Origin of the sequence: Bradyrhizobium sp. ORS 285, assembly GCF_900176205.1 — a bacterium.
GTDB lineage: Bacteria > Pseudomonadota > Alphaproteobacteria > Rhizobiales > Xanthobacteraceae > Bradyrhizobium.
The window spans coordinates 5,645,197-5,668,813 of record NZ_LT859959.1; the positions used below are offsets into that span (position 1 = coordinate 5,645,197).

The window sequence follows — 23,617 nt, forward strand, 5'->3', positions numbered from 1 at the left end:
TCCATTAAGACGGCGCATCGAGCTCCCGAAGCCGGCGCGCGTAGAGCCGCCTGAGCGGGACGAGCTGCGTTGCGTCGCTCGCCTCGCGATACGCTGCGCGAGCTTCATCGCGTCGGTCGAGCCGCCGCAACAGATCCGCGCGGACCGCGGGCAACAGGTCGTATTGCTTCAATCCCCCCCGCCCCACCAGGGAATCGACCAACGCAAGCGCTCGCGCCGGGCCATCAACCATCGATACCGCGGCTGCGTGATTGAGCTCGATGACGGGGGATGGCGCGGATCCGCAGCAGCACCTCGTACAGGCCGACGATCTGACGCCAGTCCGTGTGCTCGTAGCTCGGCGCCCGCGCATGGAGCGCGGCGATCGCCGCCTGCACCGTATAGGGCTGTGGCCGACCTTTGACGCTCAGGGCCTGCTCGACCAGCGCCAGTCCTTCGGCAATCTGCGCGCGATTCCAGGTGGAGCGGTCCTGCTCCTCGAGCAGGACGATGTCGCCCGAGGCATCGGTTCGCCCCGCACGGCGCGCATCGTGCAACAGCATGAGGGCGAGGAGGCCTCTGATGTCGCGCGCCTCCGGCATCAGGCCGAGCAAGAGACGGCCAAGCCGGATCGCCTCGCAGGCGAGATCATGCCGGATCAACTCGGCGCCGGAGGTCGCGAGATAGCCCTCGGTGAAGACGAGATAGATGACCGTCAAGACGCCGCGCAGGCGTTCGTCCAGAGCCTCGCGCCCGGGCACCTCATAGGGAATGCCAGCGAGGCGGATCTTCTGCTTGGCACGTACGAGACGCTGCGCCATCGCCTCCTCGCTGATCAGAAATGCACGCGCGACCTCGGCCGTGGTCAGCCCGCAGACCGTGCGCAAGGTCAGCGCCACCTGCACCTCCGGCGCGAACGCCGGATGGCAGCAGGTGAAGATCAGCCGCAGCATGTCGTCGTCGAGATCGGCTGGCGCCTCGACATCCTCGCTGGCGGCGTCGCGCTCGATGGCGTGGACGATCTCGGCTTCCTTGTCGCGGAAGTTGCGCCGGCGCCGGATCCGATCGATCACCTTGTTGCGGGCGACATTGACGAGCCACGCCCGCGGATTGGCGGGGATCTCGGATCCCCGCCAGGTGAGCAGCGCTGTCGCGAACGCGTCCTGCAGCGCGTCTTCGGCCAGATCGAAGTCGCCGACGAGCCGGATCAGGGTCGCGAGCGCGCGACCGGACTCGTCGCGGAACGCCTTTTCAATGGCACCGGGCGTCATCTCGTCGGCCGCAGCGCTGGGTTCAATGATTGTATTGCCAGACCGGCCTGACCTCGATGGACCCAAGCCGGGCGCCCGGAATCCGGGCGGCAATGCCGATCGCCTCGTCGATGTTCTTGGCCTCGATCATGTAGTAGCCGCCGAGCTGCTCGCGCGTTTCTGCAAACGGACCGTCGGTCGTGAGGATCTTGCCATCGCGGACCCGCACCGTCGTCGAGGTCGACGTCGGCTGCAGACGGTCGCCGCCCTTATAATTGCCGCTCGAGATGATCGATTGCGTGAAGGTCTGATACTCCGCGAGCATCTTGCCCTCGGCCTCCTTCTCCATCTTCGCGTATTCGACCTCGTTGAGATAGATCATCAACAGGTACTGCATCGGACTTGCTCCTCTCTTCGGGTGGATCGCCGACATCCAGTCGAACGACGTCGACGCGGAACGACACGCGCAGGATAATATTTTTCGCCGGCGCGGCGACGGCTTGACGCGCCGGCTGCAAAGCCCCATTCACAGCGCGTCAGTCGGCCGGACGGCCGCTCCGGCAGGTGCCGAAAGGCCGCCGGGGAGGAAAGTCCGGGCTCCATCGACATGCGGTGCCGGATAACGTCCGGCGGGGGCGACCCCAGGGACAGTGCCACAGAGAACGAACCGCTTCTTCCCGCAAGGGAGGCAGTAAGGGTGAAAAGGTGCGGTAAGAGCGCACCGCGGGGCCGGCAACGGAACCGGCATGGTAAACCCCACCGGGAGCAAAACCGAATAGGGACGGCCACGCGGAGACAATCGTTTCGACGATGACGTCCGCGGGAGCGATGTCAGGCTCGCCGTCCGGGTAGGTTGCCCGAGGTCTCGCGCAAGCGCGATCCCAGAGGAATGGCCGTCACGTATCGTCATGCGCTAGCTTGGCGGTGCCCTACAGAACCCGGCTTACAGGCCGGCTGATATGTTCATGAGGGGCTCGACGCTCAAGCGTCGGGCCCCTCACCATTTTAGCCTGCGGCCGAGAGCTGGCCGAACTCGGTGGCCTGGCGCTCGAACAGGCTGCGGTACAGCCCGCCGGGCCGGCCGACGAGCGCGGCGTGATTGCCCTGCTCGACGATGCGGCCGCGGTCGAACACCAGGATGCGGTCGAGGCTGCGCACCGTCGCCAGCCGATGCGCGATCACGATCGCCGTCCTACCTTTCATCAGCCGCTCCATCGCCTCCTGGATCAGCGCCTCCGATTCCGAATCGAGGCTCGAGGTCGCCTCGTCCAGGATCAGCACCCGCGCATCCGCCAGGAACGCCCGCGCCAACGCGACCCGCTGCCGCTCGCCGCCTGACAGTTTCACACCGCGTTCGCCGACCAGGGTGCCGTAGCCTTTGGGCAGGCGCGTGATGAACTCATGCGCGTTCGCAAGCCGCGACGCCTGCTCGATCTCCGCCTGGCTGGCGCCCGGGCGGCCATAGGCAATGTTCTCGGCCAGGGAGCGGTGGAACAGGATCGGCTCCTGCTGCACGATGGCGATCTGGCTGCGCAACGAATCCTGCTTCGCGTGCGCAATGTCCTGGCCATCGATCAGGATTTTTCCGCCACTGACGTCGTACAGCCGCTGCACCAGCTTGACGAACGTCGTCTTGCCGGAGCCGGAGCGCCCGACGAGGCCAATCCGCTCGCCCGGCCGGATGTCCACCGACAGCCGGTCGTACAGCGGCGTGCGATGGCCGCCATAGTGGAACGTCACCGCATCGAACACGATGTGCCCGCCGCTCACCGTCATCGCCTTGGCATCGGCGGCATCGACAATGCCGATCGGCTCGCCGTGGATCGCCACCAGTTCGTCCATGTCGTTGACCGCGCGCTGCAGGTTGTTGATGTGCATGCCGACGTCGCGCAGGTAAGCGTGAATCACATAGTAGCTGGTCAGCACATAGGTGACGTCGCCCGGCGAGGCCCTGCCCGCCATCCACAGCAGCACGGCGCCGCCGATCACCGACGAGCGCAGGCACAGCAGCACGCCCAGTTGCACGGCTGCCGTGGTGTTGTAGCGCAGCCAGGTGCGGTTGACGCGACGGGACCAGCGGTTGACGACGCGCATCAGCCGGCCGTCCTCGCGCGCCTCCGCCCCGAACGACTTCACCACCGCGTTGCAGCTCAGCGCATCCGCCAGCGTCCCGCCAACTTTGGTGTCCCAGGCATTGGAGATCCGCGCGGCCGGTGCGATGTAGCGGGTCGAGAACACCACCGTCATCGCCGTGTACAGCACGGCCCCGACGGCGATCACCCCGCCCAGCGCGCCCCAATGCAGGCCGAGCAGCACCATCGAGCCGAGCAGCACCGACAGCGACGGCAGCAGCGCCAGCAGGATGGTGTCGTTGTAGAGATCGAGCGCCCACATGCCCCGGGTGATCTTGCGCACCGTCGAGCCGGCGAAGCTGTTGGCGTGCCAGTCGGTGGAGAAGCGCTGCACGCGCACGAAGGCCTCGCGCGCCACGTCCGACATGATGCGGAGCGTGAACGGCACGATCAGTTGCAGCCCGGACAATCGCAGCACGATCGAAGCGAAGCCGAGCGCGACGATGGCGGCGAACGACACCAGCGCCGAGTGTCGTGCATCGGCATTGGCCGGGCCGAGCGTCAGCGCGTCGACCAGTTTGCCGGAGAATAGCGGCATGAACAGATCGGCGGCGGTGGCGCCGAGCAGGCACACGGCGATGCCGAGCGTCATGCGCGGCTGCTTCAGCCAGTGGCGGGTGACGAACGGAATCACGACGCGGATCGCGGCGGGACGCTTGTCGGCCTTCAGGCCGGAGACGTTGAGGGTCATGGCATCATCCGGCCGCGCTCGCGGGCGCAGGACCGGCTCCAAATGAGGCAGACACGACGACGCGCGCGGTCTGCGAATGAAGTATCAGGCGTTGGGAAGTGAAGTGGTGGCGCTCAATGCGAGCGACGGACTACCAGGACCGGCATCGACCGCGCGGATGTCGAGAGAACAGCGGTCGAAAGCGCGAGCATCGACCGGGTGCATGCGGTCTGCAGATGCGATGTGGTCATGCAGATCTCCCCGGTTCGAGCGGCAATTCGTGTTCCATACCATCGACGGTACGATTTGGCAACCCGCGGTCGTCGCGCGGGCTTCTCACGTCAATGTGCGTCGCCGCCGCCGGCCATCGGCGAGCTCGGCTTGTTGAGCAGCAGCACCATGAAGCTGAGCGCGATGTAGAAGCAGGTCAGCATGAAGAACGCATCGCCATAGCCCATCACCACGGCCTGGCGGTGCACGATCTGCGACAGCTGCTTCATCGCCATCAGCGCCGAGTCGCCCATGCCCTGCAGCTTCTGCTGCAGCATGTTGAGCGTTTCGACGGCAGTCGCGTTGCCCCAGTTCACGCGCTCGTGCAGGCGCGAGATGTGCAGGTCGGTGCGATCGTTCAGCACCTGGTTGATGATCGCGAGCCCGACGGCGCCGCCGAGATTGCGCATCAGGTTGAACAAGCCCGACGCGTTCTTGACGCGGTCGGGCGCGAGCGTGCCGAGCGCAATGTTGTTGGTCGGCACCATCGCGCACATCATGCCGACGCCGCGCATCACCTGCGGCAGGAACAGCTCCCAGAAGTCGTAGTCGCGGGTGATGCCGGTCATCTGATAGGAGCCGATCGCGAAGATGATCAGGCCGAAGGCGATGATCAGCCGCATGTCGATCTTCACCATCAGGCGGCCGACCACCGGCGCCATCAGGAACATGACAACGCCTGAGACGAACATCGTCTCGCCGATCATCAGCGCGCTGTAGCCGCGGACTTCGGCGAGGTAGCGCGGATAGATGTAGGTCAGGCCGTAGAGGCCGATGCCGATGCAGAATTGCAGGAGGCAGCCGACCGCGAAATTGCGGTTGCCGAAGGCGTAGAGATCGACGATCGGCTCGTCCGCCGTCAGCACGCGCCAGAAGAATCCGATCGCGGACACCGCGCACACTGCGGCGAAGATCGCCACCGAGGTGTCCTGCAGCCACTCATATTGCGGCCCCTCCTCCAGCACATATTCGAGCGAGCCGAGGAAGCCGGCCATGAACAACAGGCCCCACCAGTCGAAGCGCTCGAGCAGCTCGAAATGCGGCTCGTCGAAATCGACCAGCGCCAGCACGCCGATGGTGATCAGGATGCCCGGCGGGATGTTGACGAAAAACAGCCAGTGCCACGACATCGCGTCGGTGATGTAGCCGCCGACGGTCGGGCCCACGGTCGGCGCGAGCGTCGCGACGAGACCAATGATGGGACCGACGATGTGGAATTTGGAGCGCGGAAACACCGTGTAGGCCGAGGCGAACACGGTCGGGATCATGCCGGCGCCGAGGAAGCCCTGCAGTGCGCGCCACAGGATCATCTGCTCGATGGATGAAGCGAAGCCGCACAGGAAGCTTGAGATGGTGAAGCCGGCGGCCGAGATCGCGAACAGCAGCCGCGTGCCGAGAGCGCGCGACAGGAAGCCGGACAGCGGGATCGCGATCACCTCGGCGATCAGATAGGCAGTCTGCACCCAGGACACTTCGCTGGAGCTCGCCGACAGGCCGGCCTGGATCTCGGTCAGCGACGCCGACACGATCTGGATGTCCAGGATCGACATGAACATGCCGAACACCATGATCAGGAACGCGATCAGCCGCCGCGGCGCAATGCGATCCGACGGCGCCGCCGGCGCGCTCACGGTGGGATTGGCTGTGGTGGCGGTGGCCATGGTGTTGTTCTCTGTCGAGAGAAGCACGACTGCCGCGGCACCGTCGGTCTACTCCCCTCCCCCTTGCGGGGAGGGGTCGGGGGTGGGGGTCCCCGGCGGCAGTGTCGCCCGGAGACCCCCCACCCCAACCCTCCCCCGCAAGGGGGGAGGGAGTTCACTGCCGATGACGCAACAGCGAATGCAATCGCATCAGTTAGATCAACGTACTACTTCCCCTGCACCGTCGCCGGTGCGTCGAGGTCGCCGTCGTTGTCGGCATCCTTGGCGCCGTCGGTCGTATCCACCGTGACGTAGACCGACATGCCGGCGCGCAGCAGGTTCTGGCGCGCGACGTCCTTCGGCACGCGGATACGGACTGGGAGACGCTGCACGATCTTGGTGAAATTGCCCGTCGCGTTGTCCGGCGGCAGCAGGGTGAACACCGAGCCCGCGGCCGGCGAGATGCTGTCGACGGCGCCCTTGAAGCCGCGCGCGCCGTAGGCGTCCACCTTGATCGTCACCGGCTGGCCCGGACGGATGCGCTTGAGCTGGGTTTCCTTGAAGTTCGCGTCGATGAAGACGTCGTCCAGCGGCACGACGTTGCCGAGGCGCTGGCCGACGGCGATGAAGTCACCGGTGTTGACCAGACGGTTCGAGAACGTACCGTCGACCGGCGCGCGCACGGTGGCGAATTCGAGATCGCGCTCGGCCTTGGCGAGCGAGGTCTTCAGTTCGGCGAGTTGCGCCTCTGCCTCGGCCTGCTGTGCCTTGGTCACCTCGACATTGTCGCGGGCGGCATCGAACGCGGCGCGGGCCGCGCGCACCGCGGCCAGGCCCTGGTCGCGCGCAGCCTCCGACTGCTCGAAGGTCGCGTGCGATGCAAAACCCTTGGTGCTCAGCGCCTGCTGGCGCTCATAGTCGAGCCCGGCGCGCTTCATCGCGGCCTCAGACGAGGTCAGGTTGGCCTGCGCCTGCTCGACCGCGCTCTGCTGCGCGGCGACCTGGCGGCCGATGCGGGCGATGGTCGCTTCCTGGGTCGCGATCTTGGCCCGCGCGGCGTCGACCGCGATCTTGTAGTCGCCGTCGTCGATGCGGAAGATCACGTCGCCCTTGCGCACCACCGCATTGTCGCGCGGCACGATCTCATGAATGTGGCCGGAGACGCGCGCGCCGAGCATGGTGTTGTTGGCGCGGACATAGGAATCGTCGGTCGAGACCATGAAGCGGCCGACGAGGAAATAGTGCGTGGCGTAGCCCGCGGCGGCGAGCGCCAGCAGCAGGCCAATGCCGGCGAGCACGCGCTTGCGCTTGCCCGACTTCGGCGGCGCAGCCGTTGCGCCCTGGGGCTTCTGTCCCGCGGGAGGTCCGGCAGGCGTCGCGGGCCTTTCGGCCGGCGCCTCTGCGGTGACGTCGGCCGAGGTGTCGGGTTTGCGCGCCGCCGCTTCGCTGGATTGAGGACGGGCCGCCTCAGGCTTGGCCTGGCTCGGCGCACTCTCCGCCTCTGGCCGGCGTGCCCGCACAGCCTGTTCCCTCGCTGCAGCCATCACAGACTCCCACCCATGGCAGCGGGGCCGCTTCGCCCCAAAGAAATCGACCGAACCGTTCGGTCAGTTTGATCTCTATCATTGACCGAACCGTTCGGTCAATCTATATCTTCGCAACCGCAACATACTCGCTCATGTCCTGTCGCGACGTTGCCTCGACGGGCTTTTTCGGGAACAGCCTGAACCAATGATTGAGGGCGACCACACCACTACCTCGGTGACGCAGGACGAGGATTCCTCGAAACGGCGTCAGATCCTCGACGGCGCCCGCAAGGTCTTCATGGACCTCGGCTTCGATGGCGCCAGCATGGGGGAGATCGCGCGCGTCGCCGGCGTCTCCAAGGGCACGCTCTACGTCTACTTCGCCGATAAGTTCCGGCTGTTCGAGGCAATCGTCACGGAGGAGACGATCCATCGCGGCTCGTCGAATTTCAGCTTCGACCCGGCGCAGGATGCCGCCACCGTGCTGTACGAGTTTGGCTGTGCCTGGATCGCGGTGGTGTGCCGGCCGGGCGGCGGTTCGGCCATTCGCACCGTCATGGCGATTGCCGAGCGCATGCCGGAGGTCGGCCGGCGCTATTATGATTGCGTTATCGAGGGCACGATCAACCGGCTCGCGGCCTATCTGCAGGCCCGCGTCGAGGCGAAAGAGCTCGCGATCGATGACTGCCATCTCGCCGCCTCGCAATTCCAACTGATGTGCCAGGCGACGCTGTTCCTGCCTTTCATCTTCCAGGGCGCGCCGCCGCCGGCGCCGGAGGATGTTCACCGCGTCGTCTCGAGCGCCGTGCGAATGTTTCTCGCCACCTATGGTGTCAACAACTGAGCTGTTGCCGGCGGCGCTGAAGCTCGCGACACTGTCGGTCGCGATCACGTCTGCCAAAGACATGCGTTCTCCTTCTCGCGACAGATGACGCCCGAGCTCTGCAATCAGATCACCCTCTTTGTGATCGGAGGGCGCAGGGAAGGCCGGGCGCCGACCGCGCCCGTGGCCCGCCTGCGGAAAAAAATGCAGGCGGCAGGTACCACAGGTCTGGCCGAGACGACCCGGCCTTCCCTGCGCGATGGGTTGACGGATTATACGTAGTCTCCCCGGTGTCCGGGCTTGTAGCCACCGTCGCCCGTGCGATGCCCTCAAGCATCCGCCACGAACTTGACGCCAGCATCGGGGCGCCAGGACCCTACGACTTCACCGTCCTGCCGGTCGCGTTCGTCCGCTCGCGATTTCAGCGCGCTGCGCGCCGACAGGCCACCGCTCCCCACCCCCAACGCTCGTGACGACCGCGAAACGTCCCTCTTCGATCGAGGCGGGATGGAGGCAGTGAACCATGGAATTCGGATAAATGGAAGGCGGCTATTTTTGCACGGGGGACTGGACAGGGCAAATCATGTTGATGGGGTTGCGGAAATGAGTTTCTGCGCGCACGCTGTTTTCGTAACTCGCGAACGTCGCTCCAGTACGTAGGGTGGGCAAAGGCGCCTGCTCCGCTGCATCGATGCGCAAGACTGTATCGCGCCGTGCCCACCGTGACCAACCGAAACACCGCGGTGGGCACGGCGCGCGACGGACAAACTTCTATCAGCAGCATCGGGGCGCGCCTTTGCCCACCCTACTCCTCCTCGCAATGACGGAGTATGAGACCGACTGATTGCCGCACATCCGTGTGTAGGGTGGGCAAAGGCGCCTGCTCCGCTGCATCGACGCGCAAGGCTGTCTCGCGCCGTGCCCACCGTGCCCGACCGAAGGACCGCGGTGGGCACAGCGCGCGACGGACAAACTTCTATCAGCAGCATCGGGGCGCGCCTTTGCCCACCCTACTCCTCCTCGCAATGACGGAGTATGAGACCGACTGATTGCCGCACATCCGTGTGTAGGGTGGGCAAAGGCGCCTGCTCCGCTGCGTCGACGCGCAAGGCTGTCTCGCGCCGTGCCCACCGTGCGCGACCGAAAGACCGCGGTGGGCACGGCGCGCGATGGACAATGTTCTATCAGCAGCATCGGGGCGCGCCTTTGCCCACCCTACTCCTACTTCTTCCCGCTCTTCGTCGTATGGGAATGCGAATGGCTATGGCTGTGCGAATGGCTGTGCGCGTGTCCGTGGTCGGCGGCCGCCTCGATCGGCATCATCGCGACGTGGCCGTGGCGGACGCCGCGTTCGGCGATGACGTGGTCGGCGAAGGCTTTGACCTCGGCCCGCGCGCCCTTGAGCACGGTGACCTCGAGGCAGCTCTCCTGGTCGATGTGGACGTGCAGGGTCGCCTGCGCCAGCCCGGAGTGATCATGCGCCTCCTGCGTCAGCCGCTTCGGCAGCTCGCGCGCGGCGTGATCATAGACGTAGCTCAGGGTGGCGATGCACGGGCGGGTGTCGCTGGCCCCGGTGTTGGCGCTCTCCAGGCCGCTGCGCAGGAGATCGCGAAACGCCTCCGAGCGGTTGTCGTAGCCGCGCATTTCCATGAAGGCGTCGACCTCCGCGAGCAGATCGTCGTCGATGGTGATCGTCAGGCGCTGCATGCATCGTCTCCCGGCGGCAACACCGTTCCCCGAGTATGATGTTTGCTCGTTGACATCATACTGGTGTCACCTTAGCGTTCTTTAACACTCGATAGCGGGGCGATCCAAGCGAGCGTGACGCGAGCCAATGAGGGCCCGCGGCCAACGATGATGCATGTCCCGCGGCGAGACCGAAGGGCGTGGCGACGATGCGTTGGCGTGGGGCGAGTGTGGGCGTACTGATGGCGGCACTGGCGCCTCAGGCACAGGCGCATCCCGAGCGCGCCCCCGCCGAATTGCCGACCGTCGACGTCGATGCGCCGAGGCGGACGACCAGGCCGAAGCCCAAGCCGCCGATCCGGCGCGAGGCGCAGCGGCCGCATCCCGGTGGGCCGCGGACGCCGGTGAGCCAGGCCTCCGCAACCACAGCCGCTTCTGCTCCGTCCGGCGCCCCCAATGCTGGCTCGGGTCCGGCCCACGCGCAGAGCATGGCGAGTGAAACCGTCATCACGGGCGAAGAGATCAACGCGCGGCCAGCGACGCGCCCCGGCGAGGTGCTGGAGGCCGTGCCCGGACTGATCGTCACGCAGCACTCCGGCGAAGGCAAAGCCAACCAATATTTCCTCCGCGGCTACAATCTCGACCATGGCACCGATCTCGCGCTGTTCGTCGATGACGTGCCGGTCAACATGCGCACCCATGCGCATGGCCAGGGCTATGCCGATCTCAACTGGCTGATGCCGGAGACGATCGGCCGCGTCGACGTCCGCAAGGGACCCTACTTCGCCGACGAGGGCGACTTCGCCTCGGTGGGCAGCGTGCATATCGGCCTGATCGACACCGTGCCGAAGGCGATCGCGCAGATGACGGCCGGCAGCTTCGGCTATCGCCGCTTCTTCGGCATGGACTCGGTGCATGTCGGCGACGGCCATCTGCTGATCGCGGGCGAGGCCGGCCGCTATGACGGGCCGTGGACCACGCCCGATGACGCCCAGAAGATCAACGGCCTGATGCGCTACTCGCAGGGCACGGCGACCGACGGCTTTTCGATCACCGGCATGGCCTATGCAAACCGCTGGACCTCGACCGACCAGGTGCCGGAACGCGCCATCACTTCGGGCGATCTCGGCCGCTATGACGCGTATGATCCGACCGATGGCGGCAAGACCAACCGCTTCGCGTTGTCGGGCCGCATCGCCGGCACCGACGATGCCGGCTCGTGGAAGGCCAATGCCTATGTGGTGAAGAGCCAGCTCGATCTCTACAACAACTTCACCTATTGGCTGCGCGATCCGGATAATGGCGACCAGTTTCACCAGCATGACGACCGGCTGATGCTCGGCGCCAATGCGTCGCGGACGTTCAACGGCAGCTTGGCCGGCCGGCCGATGGAGACGACCTTCGGCATCCAGACCCGTTATGACGACATCGCGCTGGCGCTGAGCTACACGAAGCAGCGCGACTATCTGAGCACGGTGCGCAACGACAAGGTCGGCGAAGGCAGCGTCGGGCTCTATGTCGAGAATACGGTGCGCTGGACCGACTGGCTGCGCACCACCGTCGGCTATCGCGGAGACTATTACCAGACGCACGTGTATTCGCTGACCAACGGCAACAACACCGGCGACGCGTCGGCGAGCCTCGGCAGCCCGAAATTCCGCATGACGATCGGGCCGTTCAACAAGACCGAGCTCTTCCTCGGGGCCGGCTACGGCATGCACAGCAACGACGCCCGCGGCGCGACGACGACCGAGGATCCGGCCAACGCGAACAACAAGCTGGACTCCTCGCCGCTGCTGGTGCGCACCAAGGGCGCCGAGGTCGGCGTCCGCACGCGCATCATTCCGGGCCTCGACTCCTCGCTCAGCCTCTTCATGCTCAACCAGGATTCGGAGATCCTGTTCTCCGGCGACGCCGGCGACACCTCGGCCAGCCGGCCGAGCCGGCGCTACGGCTTCGAGCTGACCAACCATTATCGCCCGGCCTCGTGGATCGACATCGACGCCGACCTCGCGATGACGCATGCGCGCTTCGTCGGCGACGACAGCGACCAGGCCACGACCTATGCCCAGTTGGTCGGCTTGGGCGCACCGGCCGAGGTGCTGCGCGGCAATGCACCGGGCAACTACATCCCCAACGCACCATCGATGATCGCCTCGGCCGGCATCAACCTCGGCGAAAAGACCGGCTGGTTCGGCGGCCTGCGCTGGCGCTATCTCGGCACGACGCCGCTGACGGAAGACAACTACTTCCGCTCCACCGCGACCAGCGTGTTCAACGGCCGCGTCGGCTTCCGCGACGCCAATGGCTGGCGGATCCAGCTCGACGTGCTGAACCTGTTCAACACCAAAGCCAACCAGATCTCCTATGGCTACGGCTCGCTGCTGCCCACGGACCAGCTCTACAAGGATTGCTACGGCAGCGCGCCGACGGGCGTGCCCGCGCAGGTCTGCCAGACCGGCGTCATGGACCGCGTCCTGCACCCGATCGAGCCGCTGACGTTCCGGGTGACGGTGGCGGGGACGTTCTAGTTCGCCGCTGCCGACGTTCATCCCTGCTCTCGCGACAACGGCAGTGCACTCCCCTCCCCCTTGCGGGGAGGGGTCGGGGGTGGGGGTCTCCGAACTCCGCTCGTCATGATGATCTCAATACCTGGAAGAGCACGACGCGTCCTGTAGCGCTCTCCGCTCGCTGATAGCTGGTCGGAGCACTCACTGAGTTCAGCGCTCAGACCCCCACCCCCAACCCCTCCCCGCAAGGGGGAGGGGAGCTCACCGTCGCCTTGGCGAAGAGCTCGGCTTCATGAGGAGAAGAGCTCGGACTGATAAGGAGTCGACTTCGGCAGCCCGAAGCGATGCTGATGAAGATCAATGTCCACGCGGCAGCGGCGGTACGCTCCCTCTCCCCGTTCTTCACGGGGAGAGGGTCGGGGTGAGGGGCAGCGGCACGGGTGGTGTGAACGGCGAGCTATTCTCGCCCTTGCCTAGCAAACAGATGCATCACCAAGATTTGGCGTGAGCAGGAATCGAACTCATTACTTGCTCTGCTCGTGTGGTTGCCCCTCACCCCAACCCTCTCCCCGTGAAGAACGGGGAGAGGGAGCGCACCGCCTGTGCTGATGGGGGGCAGCCACAGCACGCGGGGCCACATCAGCCCACCCATTCCTCAGCCGCACAATGGCGGGCCGTCCGCGACGATCGCAAGGCCGAACTCCGTGTCGTCGGCCTCGCCGAGGTCATTGCAGCTCTCACTCGGCGGCGGCACCCGCCACGGAATCGGCTTCGGCGGCATCAGCGCGAGACGCTGCGCATCGGCGACGGCACGGCGGGCGATCTTCAGCGAGCGGCACACCAGGATCGGCTGCTCGCCGGTGCAGACCTCGAAGCCCGAGCCAATCGCCTTGATGCGATACAAAGCCATCTCCACCACTCCCATCCGGCGTGCAACCAGAACCCCGCGCGCCTTGTTCCTGGCGAGTGTGGCAGGTCTAGTGTCGGCCAATGGCGGACGGCAAAAATGGTCAACGGACTCCTAATGCGCATGTTGCGCTGGTCGCGATTGCGTTCCGGGGCGGGACAGCAGGCGCACTCCGTTCATCCCGCGGAAGAGAAATCCACAGACGCGCACAAGCGGCGAGCGAGTGGCTTATGTCGGGCCGCGAACAGCGACCAGCAAATTGAGCTTTACCGATTCGCTCCGCGCGATTCCCCCCAAGTCTCGGCCTCAGTAATCGCGCAGTTCGTCTTCCTCGTTGATCAATTGCCCGATCGACTTGGGCTGCTTGCGCGAGGAGATCGAGCTCGTCACGTCGGGATCGCGCTGGCCGTAGCCATAGCGGCGCTGCTGGACGCGCGCGGCGATCGTCTCGCCGGATTGCGCGGCCGGCTGGCAGATCAGCCGCCGGCTGGCGCGGCGCATCAGGTCCACATGGATGTGATCGTAGTGATAGACGTTCGAGCCCGGCGCGAGCACGGTGGTGAACTGCTGGCAGGCGCCACCCTGGACGTCGCGCAGAAAACCCTGCTCTTCCGGCAGGCCGATCCAGCCGTCCTTGACGGTGATACGGCGGCCGTCCGAGAGGATGAAGGCTGCGATGTCGAGCGCGTTGCCGAAGGCGTGCTCGGAGATGTGCGCGCTCGGATTGCCGTTCATGCCGCGGCAGGAATAGGCCGAGATCTGCTTGATCTCGACGACACGCTGGCCGAACCAGCGCTGCGCCGCCGGCTGCACGGATTCCGCCAGCCAGCGATCGAGCGCCGAGACGATCGGACAGGCGAGCGTCGCGGTCGGCTTCACCGCGACCGGACCCGTGGTGCCGATCGGATCGCGCGACGGCCCGAGCCGCGGCGGCGGCTCCTGCTGCGGATAAGCGGCGCGCGGCGCCAGCTGGCCCCGATACGGCGCGGCGGGATACGACCTGTCGGCCGGCAGGTTCACGTCGTCCTCGCCGGCGGGCGGCTCCAGTTGCAGCGGCGCGCCGGGCGCTGCGCCATAGCCCGGCTGAGCCGGTGCCGCGGGATAGCCGGCATTCGGCGGCGGATAGGCGGGCTGCGGCTGATAGGTCGAGGACGGATAGCTCTGCGGCTGTTTGTTGATCGGCCAGCGCGGTTGGCCGCCGATCGATCCCGGCGGGCGCAGGCTCTCGTCGGCGAAGCCGTAGCTCGCGGTGGACTCGCCGAGCGCCGCCACCTTCAACGGATAGTCGGCGCCGCACATGCCCGGGCCGGAGATCGGATCGATGCGGACGATGTCCGCGCTTTCCTTCACCGCTCCTGATTTCAGGCAGGCGATCTCGGCCTCGGCCCGCCACGGTTCGCGCTCCTGGAAAAATCCACGGCCGCAACCCGCAAGCGAGACAAGGACGATGGAGCCGACGAGATACAAACGAACTCCGCGCGTCATCTGCAGAGGTTTGCGGCAATTTGCTTAAGGAGCTGTCAACGTCGTCCGTTGACGGAGCGGAAACCATCGCGGCACGCGAGCTGATCGAAACCCACATAAGCGGCAGCGGCGCTGTCTTTTCTGCCGATGCGGACAGGCTCATCTCGGCAGCAGTTCCAAAACGCTGAAAACGGGAGCCGTGTCATGACCCCTGCTGGTCGGTTGAGCACGATCGTCGCGTATGCCGCGTTTGCCTTCGTTGGCGCAATCGTGATCGGGCTGGTCTAGGGTCGCAGCGCCTGACGCGCACGTGACCTGCCGCATCGCCCGCCCGGCGCATACGCGACGGTGACCTGCGTCACAGATCGGCGGGTCTCAGCGCCTTAAGAGTTCCCTCAGGTTCACGACGCCGCCCCGAGGGAGTTCATCATGAAGACCGTCTTTCTGGCCGCAGCCGCCGTTCTGATCGCGAGCAGCGCCGCGCAGGCCGGCAGCTCGATCGCGTTCGATTTCGACGGCCGCAAGATCCGCGTGACCATGCCGCGCAACTGCCAGTCGCTGTCCTGCCTGCAGGTCTCCGGCGTCGATCTCAGCGGGCTGAAATCCAAGTTCGACGATGACGACACGCCGGCGAGCAAGGCGCCTGCCGCCAGCGCTGCCGCTGCACCGGCTCCGACGGCTGGTGCGCCTGCCGCGCCGGTCGCAGCTCCGCAGGTCAGTGCGCCCGCCGCTGTCGCCGCCGCGCCGCCGCCCGCCGCGCCCGTCCCGGTCGCGCCGTCGACGACGATGCAGATGCCGGTGCCGCCAGCACCGATTGCCGCGACCGCACCAGCTGTGCAGCCGGTGCCTGCCCCTGCTCCCGCGCCCACCACCATCGCTGCCGCACCGGCCGTTGCGGCACCGGCGCCCGCGCCGGCTGCCGATCCGAACTCGCCGCTCGGCCTGTGGGCCACGGAGGGCGGCAAGGGCAATGTCGTCATCGAGCCGTGCGGCACCAATATCTGCGGCTTCGCCGAGAAGACCCGCGAGAAGATCCTGATCAACATGAAGCCGAAGGACAGCAAATGGGTCGGCCGCATCCATGATCCCGATGGCGGCGGCAACTACGACTCCACGATCGTGCTGAAGAACCCGACCACCTTGCGGGTCCAGGGCTGCGCGTTCGGCGGACTGTTCTGCGGCGGCCAGACCTGGAAGCGGATCAGCTGACGCCGTCCCCCCGCCGTCAGCCGATGAGAGACCCCGCCGGGATCAGTCCCTCCGGCGGGGTCTTTTGTTTGATCGCTCTCACGCCACCTTGGCCGGCATCGCCGCGGCGGCGGGCAGCGCCGCGCGCAGCGGTAGCGACAGCCGCACGCGCAGGCCGCGCGGCGTGTTCGGCATCAGCGCGATGCCGCCGTCATGCTTCTTCATGATCTCCTGCGCGATCGACAGGCCCAGGCCGAAGCCGCCCGCGGAGCGCGCCTGGTCGAGCTTGACGAACGGCTCCAGCGCCCGCGCCTGCAGCGCCTGCGGAATGCCGGGGCCGTCATCGGCCACCTCGATAGCGATGATCCCTTCTGCCGTGCTGTCCAGGCTGACGATCACCTCGCTGCCATGCTTGACCGCATTCTCGACCACGTTGGTCACCGCACGCGACAGCGCCCGCGGCCGGCCCTCGCAGACCAGCCGCTGCGGGCCGCGATAGCTCACGGCGTGGCCGACATCGGCGAAGTCGCAGCAGATCGTCTCCAGCAGGCTCGACAGCTCGATGCGCGCCGGCTGCTCGGCCTTGGTGTCGTCGCGTAAGTAATCGAGCGTCTCGTCGAGCATGCGGCTGACCTGGTCGATGTCGCGCAGCATCGCGCTGCGCATGTCGCCCTGCCCGATCCGGTCCGAGCGCAGCCGCAGCCGGGTCAGCGGCGTGCGCAGATCGTGGCTGATCGCCGCCAGCATCCGCGTGCGGTCGTCGAGCAGCGTGCGGATGCGGGCCTGCATCTCGTTGAGTGCGTCGGCGACCTGCACGATCTCCTTCGGCCCGCGCCGGCCGAGCGGCTCCTGCGCGCCCGGCGAGCGGCCGAACGCAGCCGCCGCACGCGCCATCTCCGACAAGGGCCGGATGATCGCGCGCGCGGCATAGATCGACAAGAGCACGCCGAGGATCAGAATGAGGAAGAGGAAGACGGCGGCCGGCTTGACCACCATCGACCAGAACTCCAGCCGCGGCACGTCGTCGAACACCAGCGCGCGCTCGCCATCGACCTGGACGATGATCTGGGTCGGCGGCGCCGCGCCATAGCCGACGCCGTGCAGCAAGGTGACGTCCCGCAGCACGCCGAGCTGGCGGCGCGCGAGCTTCGACGTCAGCGGCACACTGCGCTCCGGTTTCGCAAGCAGCGTGAGCGCAGTCAGCGGCACCAGCTCGACCTGGATGCCGGAGCTGCGCAGGCTCGACAGGCTGCTCTCGACGGCGACGGGATCATTCGCGGCGCGAACGAAATGCACGGCCTCCGCGACACGCGCGATGCCGTAGGCCGGTGATTCCTGCTCGTCCGGCGGATCGAGGAACAACAGCGCCGCCGCGATCATCAACACCATGCCGAACAGCACCGACAACGACGCCAAGGTCACGATCTGCGTGGTGAGGCCGAGCCGAGGGCAGCTCTTGCTATCAGGCTTCATCGAGGGTCTCGACTCTTGGCGTGAAGACGTAGCCGCCGAGGCGCACGGTCTTGATCATGCTCCAGCTCTTGGCGCCGGGCTCGATCTTCTGGCGGATGCGGCTGATGTGGACGTCCATGCTGCGCTCGACCGGGCCGGCCTGGCCGCCATGCGCCAGTTCGATCAGCTGCTCGCGCGACAGCACGCGGCCGGCGTTGCGGCAGAACGCCAGGAGGATGTCGAACTCGGCGCTGGTCAGAGTGATTTTGACGCGGTCGGGATCGAACAGCGTGCGCGTCGCCGGCTCGATGCGCCAGCCGTCGAAGCTCATCGGGGCCTGACGCGCAGCGATCACGGCAGGATGTAACTGCGAGCGGCGCAGCAACGCGCGGATGCGCGCCACCAGCTCGCGCGGATTGAACGGCTTGACGACATAGTCGTCGGCGCCGAGCTCGAGGCCGAGGATGCGGTCGATGTCCTCGCCCTTCGCGGTCACCATGATGATCGGCACCGTCGAGATCTGGCGCAGGCGGCGGCAGATGCTCATGCCGTCCTCGTCCGGCAGCATCAGATCAAGCATGATGAGATCGACCTGCTCGCGCTGCAGGACGTCGTTCATCGCAGCCGCCGAGGCGACGAAGCGCGGCGCAAAACCGTGCTCCTGCAACAGCTCGGTGAGCAATGCTGCAATCTCGCGGTCGTCCTCGACGCAGAGGATGCGCGCGGCTGCCGATATGTTCGCGTCTGCGGCCACGGCGGTATTGTGTGACGACATCATGCGCGGAACATGGTCGATTTTAGCCGAAAAGAACAGCCCGAAGCCGCGCCCGATCGTGGCGAAATCAAGCTGTATTGTTAAGGCGGAAACATTTCGTCACGCGACTTAACCCTGCGCAACGGCCATCGCGCCTAAGGCTTTCCGGGTTCAGACAAACAATCAACAGGGAAGTCCTGCGGCGTGGCCGTCCAGCCGGCGCGGCCTCCTTCCGAACCGCGATGCAAAGTCCCGTGAAGCCAGTCCTGCTCGCTCTTTGTCTCTCCACGCCGCTGCTCGCCGGCTGCGCCGTCGGGCCCGACTACATCACGCCGGATTTCGGCACGCCGGCGCGCTGGAGCAGCGACCGCGGCCAGCCGGCGCCGACGCTGAAGCTCGCGCAGTGGTGGCGTAATCTCGGCGATCCCCTGCTCGATCAGCTGATGGGCGAAGCGGTTGCCGACAATCTCGATGTCGCCGCCGCGAAGGCGCGCATCCGCGAGGCGCGCGCGACCCAGCGCCAGGCCGCCGGCGCATTGTTTCCAACCGTGAGCGGCACCGGCTCGGCGACCGAGACCCGCAGCGCCGGCTCGGCCACGAATGGCATCGCGATCGCGCCCTCCACCACCAGCCAGTTCCAGGCCGGCTTCGATTCGAGCTGGGAGCTCGATCTGTTCGGCGCCAACCGCCGCGCCGTCGAGGCGGCCGCCTACGGCGTCGATGCCGCCGAGGACGATCTGCGCGCCACGCTGCTGACGCTGATCGGCGACGTCGCCTCCAACTACATCGATGCCCGCGCCTACCAGGCACGGGTGGCGCTGGCGCGGCGCACCGCCGCCTCGCAGCGCGAGACTGCGGCGCTGACCGAGCGCAAGCAGAACGCCGGCTCGGCCTCGGCCGTCGACACCGCCAAGGCCGCCGCGCTTGCCGCCAGCACGGAAGCCACCATCCCGACCTATGAGGCGAGCTATCAGCAGGCGGTGCACCGGCTCGGCGTGCTGCTCGGACGCGATCCGACCGCGCTCAGCCAGCGCCTGTCGCGCAGCCTGCCGATCCCTTCGCCGCGCCTGCCGCTGCCGAAGGGCGTTCCGGCCGACGTGCTGGTGATGCGTCCCGACGTGCGAAAGGCGGAGCGCCAGCTCGCGCAGTTCACCGCGAAGATCGGCCAGGCCACCGCTGCGCTGTATCCGGATGTCAGCCTGACCGGTACGGTGTCGACATCAGCGCTCAAGCTCGGCGATCTCGGCAAGAGCTCGACGATCGGCTGGTCGATCGGCCCGAGTGTCTCGCTGCCGATCTTCAACGGTGGCAAGCTGCAGGCCGCCGTCGAAGTCGCCGAAGCGCAGCGCGACGAGTATCACGTGGCGTGGCGCAGCGCCGTGCTGAGCGCGCTGGAGGACGTCGAGAACGCGATCGTCAATCTCGGCCAGGAGCGTATCCGCATTCGCAGCCTGACGGAATCGGCGCGCCGCTATGGCGAGGCCGCCAAGCTGTCGCGCTCGCTGTACCAGACCGGCTCCAGCACCTTCCTCGACGTGCTCGATGCCGAGCGCTCGCAATTCACCGCCGAGGACAGCCTGCTCGCGAGCCGCGCCACATTGGCGAAGAACTACGTGGCGCTGGCCAAGGCGCTCGGCGGCGGCTGGACCGGCCCGATCGACAGCTCGGTGCCGGAAGTCGTCGACAACGGCACTGGCCCGCATCTCGCCCGGGCCGTTGCGCCCCGATGACCCCCAAGTGATTCACCCGCGTCCGAAGTAGCCCGATGAATGCACCCTTGCCCCACATGCCTCCTCCGGTCGCGATCGAGGCGGACATCTCGACTGCCCCGAAGCCGAAGCGGCGGCGACGCTGGCCTCTGCTGACCACCGGTCTCATCGCCCTTGCAGCGCTCGGCCTGATCGCCCACCGCTATACGCGCAATCCCAACGCCAACCTCGCCACCGCGCCCGTCACGACGGGCGACATCGAGCAGACCGTGCTCGCCACCGGCACGTTGAAGCCGGTCAAGCTGGTCGCGGTCGGCGCCCAGGTCTCCGGCAGGCTCGTCGCGCTCAACGTCAAGCTCGGCCAGAAGGTCAAAGCGGGCGATCTCATCGCCGAGATCGATTCGCTCACTCAACAATACACGCTGCGCACCAACGAGGCGGCCTTGCGCAACGTGCGCGCCCAGCGCGACGAGAAGCTGGCCACGCTGGCGCTCGCCGAGGCGAATTTGGCGCGGCAGCAGACGACGCTGGCGCAGAAGGCATCGTCGCGCGCGGACTATGACAGTGCCGAAGCCACGGTGAAGCAGACCCAGGCGCAGATCGCGCAGCTCGAGGCGCAGATCGTCGAGGCCGAGGTCGCGATCGAGACCGCGCGCGTCAATCTCGGCTACACCAAGATCACCGCTCCGATCGACGGCACCGTGCTGGCGATCGCCACCCCGCAGGGCCAGACCGTCAACGCCGTGCAGTCGGCGCCGACCATCGTCGTGCTCGGCCAGGTCGAGACCATGACCGTGCGCGTCGAGATCTCCGAGGCCGACGTCGTCAGGGTGCGGCCGGGCCAGAATGCCTACTTCACCATCCTGGGCGACCCGGACCGCCGCTACACGGCGACGCTCGGGAGCATCGAGCCCGCGCCGGAATCCGTCAAGACCGACTCCAGCTTCTCCTCGACCACGACGTCATCCTCCTCCAGCACCAGCACGTCGTCCTCCTCGAGCTCGACCGCGATCTACTACAACGGCGTCTTCGACGTCGCCAATACGGATGGGCGACTGATGACCTACATGACGGCCGAGGTCCACATCCTGCTCGGCGAAGCGCGCAACGTGCTGACCATCCCGTCATCGGCGCTCGGCAACGCCAATGCCGACGGCAGCTATCCCGTGCGCGTGCTCGACGACGCCGGCACGCTGCAGAAGCGCAGCATCCGGATCGGCCTCAACAACAAGATCCGGGCCGAGGTGCAGTCGGGCCTGCGCGAGGGCGAGCGCGTGGTCATCTCCGCCGCGACCGACGCACCGAAGCAGACCGTCATGCCTCCGCCCCCCTCCGCCGGAGGCCTGTGATGCCCGAGCTGCTGATAGACCTGCGCAACGTCGGGCGTCGCTATGCGTCCGGCGAAGGCACCGTTCATGCGCTGCGCGGCGTCGACATCGTCATCGCGCGCGGCGAGATGGTCGCGATCATCGGCCAGTCCGGCTCCGGCAAGTCGACCTTGATGAACATCCTGGGCTGTCTCGACCGCCCAACCTCCGGCAGCTACAAGATCGCCGGGCGCGAGATCAGCTCGCTCGACCCGGACGAACTGGCGGCCCTGCGGCGCGAGCATTTCGGCTTCATCTTCCAGCGCTATCACCTGCTCGGCGAGCTGACCGCCGCCGAGAATGCCGAGGTGCCTGCAGTGTATGCGGGCTTAAGTCCGACGCAGCGGCGCGGCAAGGCCCAGGCCCTGCTGCAGCGGCTCGGCATGGGCAGCCGCACCGGCCACCGGCCGGGGCAACTCTCGGGCGGCCAGCAGCAGCGGGTGTCGATCGCACGCGCCCTCGTCAACGATCCCGACGTCATCCTCGCCGATGAGCCCACCGGTGCGCTCGACCGCGCCAGCGGCGAGGAGGTGCTGCGCATTCTCGACGAGATCAGTGCGTCCGGCCGCACCGTCATCATCGTCACCCATGATGCCGGCGTGGCCCAGCGCGCCCGGCGCATCATCGAGATCCAGGACGGCCACGTCATCTCGGACCGGCTCAATCCACGGCCGTCGCCGCCGCCACGCCTTGTGGCCGACGATGACCCCGCCTCCACCTCGTCGTGGTGGCGCAGTCAGCTCGATCGCTTACGCGAGGCGGCGCGGATGGCGCTGCTCGCGATGAATGCGCACCGGATGCGCGCCTTCCTCACCATGCTCGGCATCATCATCGGCGTCGCCTCGGTGGTGCTGGTGCTCGCGCTCGGCAGCGGCTCGCAGGCCAGGGTGCTGAAGGACATCAATCGTCTCGGCACCAACACGCTGGAATTCTTTCCGGGCAAGGATTTCGGTGACACCAAGGCCAGCAAGATCAGGACGCTGGTGCTCGCCGACGCCAAGGTGATGGCGCAGCAGCCTTATGTCGATGCGATCTCGCCGACGGTCTCGACGACCAGCACGCTGCGCTATGGCGCGATCGAGGTGAGCGCACAGGTCTCGGGCGTCGGCGAGCAGTATTTCCGCGTCAAGAACACCGAGCTTGCGGAGGGCAGCTATCTCGATGCCGATACGGTGCGATCCTACGCACAGGATGCCGTGATCGACGACAATGCGCGCAAGGCGCTGTTTCCCGATTCCGATGTCAGCCCGCTCGGCAGCGTGGTTCTGATCGGCAAGGTGCCGTGCCGAATCGTCGGCGTCACCAAGCAGCAGCAGGCCGGCTTCGGCTCCAGCTCGACGCCGATCGTCTATCTGCCCTACACCACCGTGCAGGCGCGCTTCATCGGCAACCAGGTGCTGCGCAGCATCAGCGTCCGCGTCGACGAGACGACGCCGATGGCCGACGCCGAGCGCGCGGCGACGGCGCTCTTGACATCGCGGCACAATGCCAAGGACTTCTTCGTCCTCAACACCGACGACATCCGCAAGACCGTCGAGAGCACGACGCAGGTGCTGACGTTGCTGGTCGCGGCGATCGCCGTGATCTCGCTGCTGGTCGGCGGCATCGGGGTGATGAACATCATGCTGGTGTCGGTGTCCGAGCGCGTCGGCGAGATCGGCGTGCGCATGGCGGTCGGCGCCCGGCGCAGCGATATCCTAATGCAGTTCCTGATCGAGGCGGTGCTGGTGTGTCTATTAGGTGGCGCGCTCGGCTTGTCGCTCGCGGTCGGCTTCGGCACCGTCTTCAACGCGCTCGATGTCGGCTTCCAGCTGATCTACTCGCCGCTCGCGATGGTCGGCTCCGCCGTGATCTCCATGGCCATCGGCATTGGCTTCGGCTACATGCCCGCCCGCAACGCGTCCCGGCTCGATCCGGCGACGGCGCTGGCGAGGGAGTAGTTTGTAGAGATTAACATCAATGGGCAGAGTGGATCTCGCATGGGGCGGCAACGGCAGTATGCTCCCTCTCCCCGTTCTTACGGGGAGAGGGCTGGGGTGAGGGGCAGCCACACACGGGAAGTCTCGATGGAGTATTCCCACTTGCTCTGCGATGTGATGAGATGAATTCAAGAGAATTGGGCTCAACTACTCGCACCACCCGTGCGGCTGCCCCTCACCCCGACCCTCTCCCCGTGAAGAACGGGGAGAGGGAGCGCACTGTCATTGCGGCGCGGCCTCGTGTTCATCGTCTCTACATCCATGTCTCTCACAATCCGTTCCGCGCGAACTGGCCCTCAGGCAATCTCGGT

At 66.7% G+C, this 23,617-nt stretch carries 15 protein-coding genes, 1 other RNA gene and 1 pseudogene; 7 read left to right on the forward strand and 10 right to left on the reverse strand.

All coding sequences use genetic code 11. From position 1 onward, the window contains the following. Positions 1 to 4: 4 nt before the first annotated feature. Together BRAD285_RS25340 and BRAD285_RS25345 are read right to left on the reverse strand one after the other, a co-directional pair. Positions 5 to 1,250, reverse strand: a pseudogene (locus BRAD285_RS25340) (RNA polymerase sigma factor). A gap of 22 nt (positions 1,251 to 1,272) precedes the next feature. Then, the gene (locus tag BRAD285_RS25345; RefSeq protein WP_006614109.1) at positions 1,273 to 1,626 is read right to left on the reverse strand and encodes a YciI family protein; all 354 of its coding nucleotides are present in this window, start codon (positions 1,624 to 1,626) and stop codon (positions 1,273 to 1,275) included. Positions 1,627 to 1,765: 139 nt separating this feature from the next. On the opposite strand from BRAD285_RS25345, the gene rnpB reads away from it, so the two are divergent. Beyond that, positions 1,766 to 2,191, forward strand: an RNA gene (gene rnpB, locus BRAD285_RS25350) — RNase P RNA component class A. A 43-nt stretch (positions 2,192 to 2,234) separates the two neighbouring features. Here rnpB and BRAD285_RS25355 read toward each other — a convergent pair. The 3 genes from BRAD285_RS25355 to BRAD285_RS25365 form a co-directional block, all read right to left on the reverse strand. Further along, positions 2,235 to 4,052, reverse strand: coding sequence for an ABC transporter ATP-binding protein (locus BRAD285_RS25355; protein ID WP_035648027.1), 1,818 nt, complete (start codon positions 4,050 to 4,052; stop codon positions 2,235 to 2,237). A 320-nt stretch (positions 4,053 to 4,372) separates the two neighbouring features. Continuing rightward, a complete protein-coding gene (locus tag BRAD285_RS25360) occupies positions 4,373 to 5,962 on the reverse strand; it encodes a DHA2 family efflux MFS transporter permease subunit (protein ID WP_006614111.1) in 1,590 nt (529 codons plus the stop codon). 206 nt (positions 5,963 to 6,168) lie between these two features. Further along, positions 6,169 to 7,485 (reverse strand): HlyD family secretion protein, encoded by a 1,317-nt coding sequence (locus BRAD285_RS25365; RefSeq protein WP_006610680.1) that lies wholly within the window; start codon positions 7,483 to 7,485, stop codon positions 6,169 to 6,171. Positions 7,486 to 7,672: 187 nt separating this feature from the next. Here BRAD285_RS25365 and BRAD285_RS25370 point away from each other — a divergent pair, with 187 nt between their 5' ends. Further along, complete coding sequence (locus BRAD285_RS25370; protein WP_006610681.1) at positions 7,673 to 8,311, forward strand: TetR/AcrR family transcriptional regulator; 639 nt, start codon at positions 7,673 to 7,675, stop codon at positions 8,309 to 8,311. Between the two features lie 1,200 nt (positions 8,312 to 9,511). Here BRAD285_RS25370 and nikR read toward each other — a convergent pair. Continuing rightward, positions 9,512 to 9,997, reverse strand: a complete 486-nt coding sequence (gene nikR, locus BRAD285_RS25380) for a nickel-responsive transcriptional regulator NikR (protein ID WP_006614044.1) — start codon at positions 9,995 to 9,997, stop codon at positions 9,512 to 9,514. Positions 9,998 to 10,185: 188 nt separating this feature from the next. On the opposite strand from nikR, the gene BRAD285_RS25385 reads away from it, so the two are divergent. Next, positions 10,186 to 12,507, forward strand: coding sequence for a TonB-dependent receptor (locus BRAD285_RS25385; protein WP_035647997.1), 2,322 nt, complete (start codon positions 10,186 to 10,188; stop codon positions 12,505 to 12,507). 634 nt (positions 12,508 to 13,141) lie between these two features. Here the strand turns inward: BRAD285_RS25385 and BRAD285_RS25390 are convergent. Both BRAD285_RS25390 and BRAD285_RS25395 read right to left on the reverse strand, forming a co-directional pair. After that, on the reverse strand, positions 13,142 to 13,396 hold the full coding sequence (locus tag BRAD285_RS25390; RefSeq protein WP_006611534.1) for a hypothetical protein: 255 nt from the start codon (positions 13,394 to 13,396) through the stop codon (positions 13,142 to 13,144). A 303-nt stretch (positions 13,397 to 13,699) separates the two neighbouring features. Further along, positions 13,700 to 14,878, reverse strand: coding sequence for an extensin family protein (locus BRAD285_RS25395; protein ID WP_006611533.1), 1,179 nt, complete (start codon positions 14,876 to 14,878; stop codon positions 13,700 to 13,702). A 408-nt stretch (positions 14,879 to 15,286) separates the two neighbouring features. Between BRAD285_RS25395 and BRAD285_RS25400 the strand changes: the two genes are divergently transcribed. Next, the gene (locus BRAD285_RS25400) at positions 15,287 to 16,066 is read left to right on the forward strand and encodes a DUF2147 domain-containing protein (RefSeq protein ID WP_006611532.1); all 780 of its coding nucleotides are present in this window, start codon (positions 15,287 to 15,289) and stop codon (positions 16,064 to 16,066) included. 78 nt (positions 16,067 to 16,144) lie between these two features. On the opposite strand, the gene BRAD285_RS25405 is transcribed toward BRAD285_RS25400, so the two are convergent. Together BRAD285_RS25405 and BRAD285_RS25410 are read right to left on the reverse strand one after the other, a co-directional pair. After that, on the reverse strand, positions 16,145 to 17,518 hold the full coding sequence (locus BRAD285_RS25405; protein ID WP_006611531.1) for an ATP-binding protein: 1,374 nt from the start codon (positions 17,516 to 17,518) through the stop codon (positions 16,145 to 16,147). Then, on the reverse strand, positions 17,508 to 18,275 hold the full coding sequence (locus tag BRAD285_RS25410; protein WP_006611530.1) for a response regulator: 768 nt from the start codon (positions 18,273 to 18,275) through the stop codon (positions 17,508 to 17,510). The genes BRAD285_RS25405 and BRAD285_RS25410 overlap by 11 nt, the downstream gene beginning before the upstream one ends. Before the next feature lie 218 nt (positions 18,276 to 18,493). Between BRAD285_RS25410 and BRAD285_RS25415 the strand changes: the two genes are divergently transcribed. From BRAD285_RS25415 to BRAD285_RS25425, 3 genes are read left to right on the forward strand one after another with little or no spacing between them, the layout of a single operon-like run. Further along, positions 18,494 to 19,981: an efflux transporter outer membrane subunit gene (locus BRAD285_RS25415; protein WP_006611529.1), complete on the forward strand. Its 1,488-nt coding sequence runs from the start codon at positions 18,494 to 18,496 to the stop codon at positions 19,979 to 19,981. A 35-nt stretch (positions 19,982 to 20,016) separates the two neighbouring features. Next, positions 20,017 to 21,309, forward strand: a complete 1,293-nt coding sequence (locus BRAD285_RS25420; RefSeq protein WP_006611528.1) for an efflux RND transporter periplasmic adaptor subunit — start codon at positions 20,017 to 20,019, stop codon at positions 21,307 to 21,309. Beyond that, a complete protein-coding gene (locus BRAD285_RS25425) occupies positions 21,309 to 23,267 on the forward strand; it encodes a MacB family efflux pump subunit (protein ID WP_035646031.1) in 1,959 nt (652 codons plus the stop codon). Before BRAD285_RS25420 ends, BRAD285_RS25425 begins: the two co-directional genes overlap by 1 nt. Positions 23,268 to 23,617 lie beyond the last annotated feature (350 nt).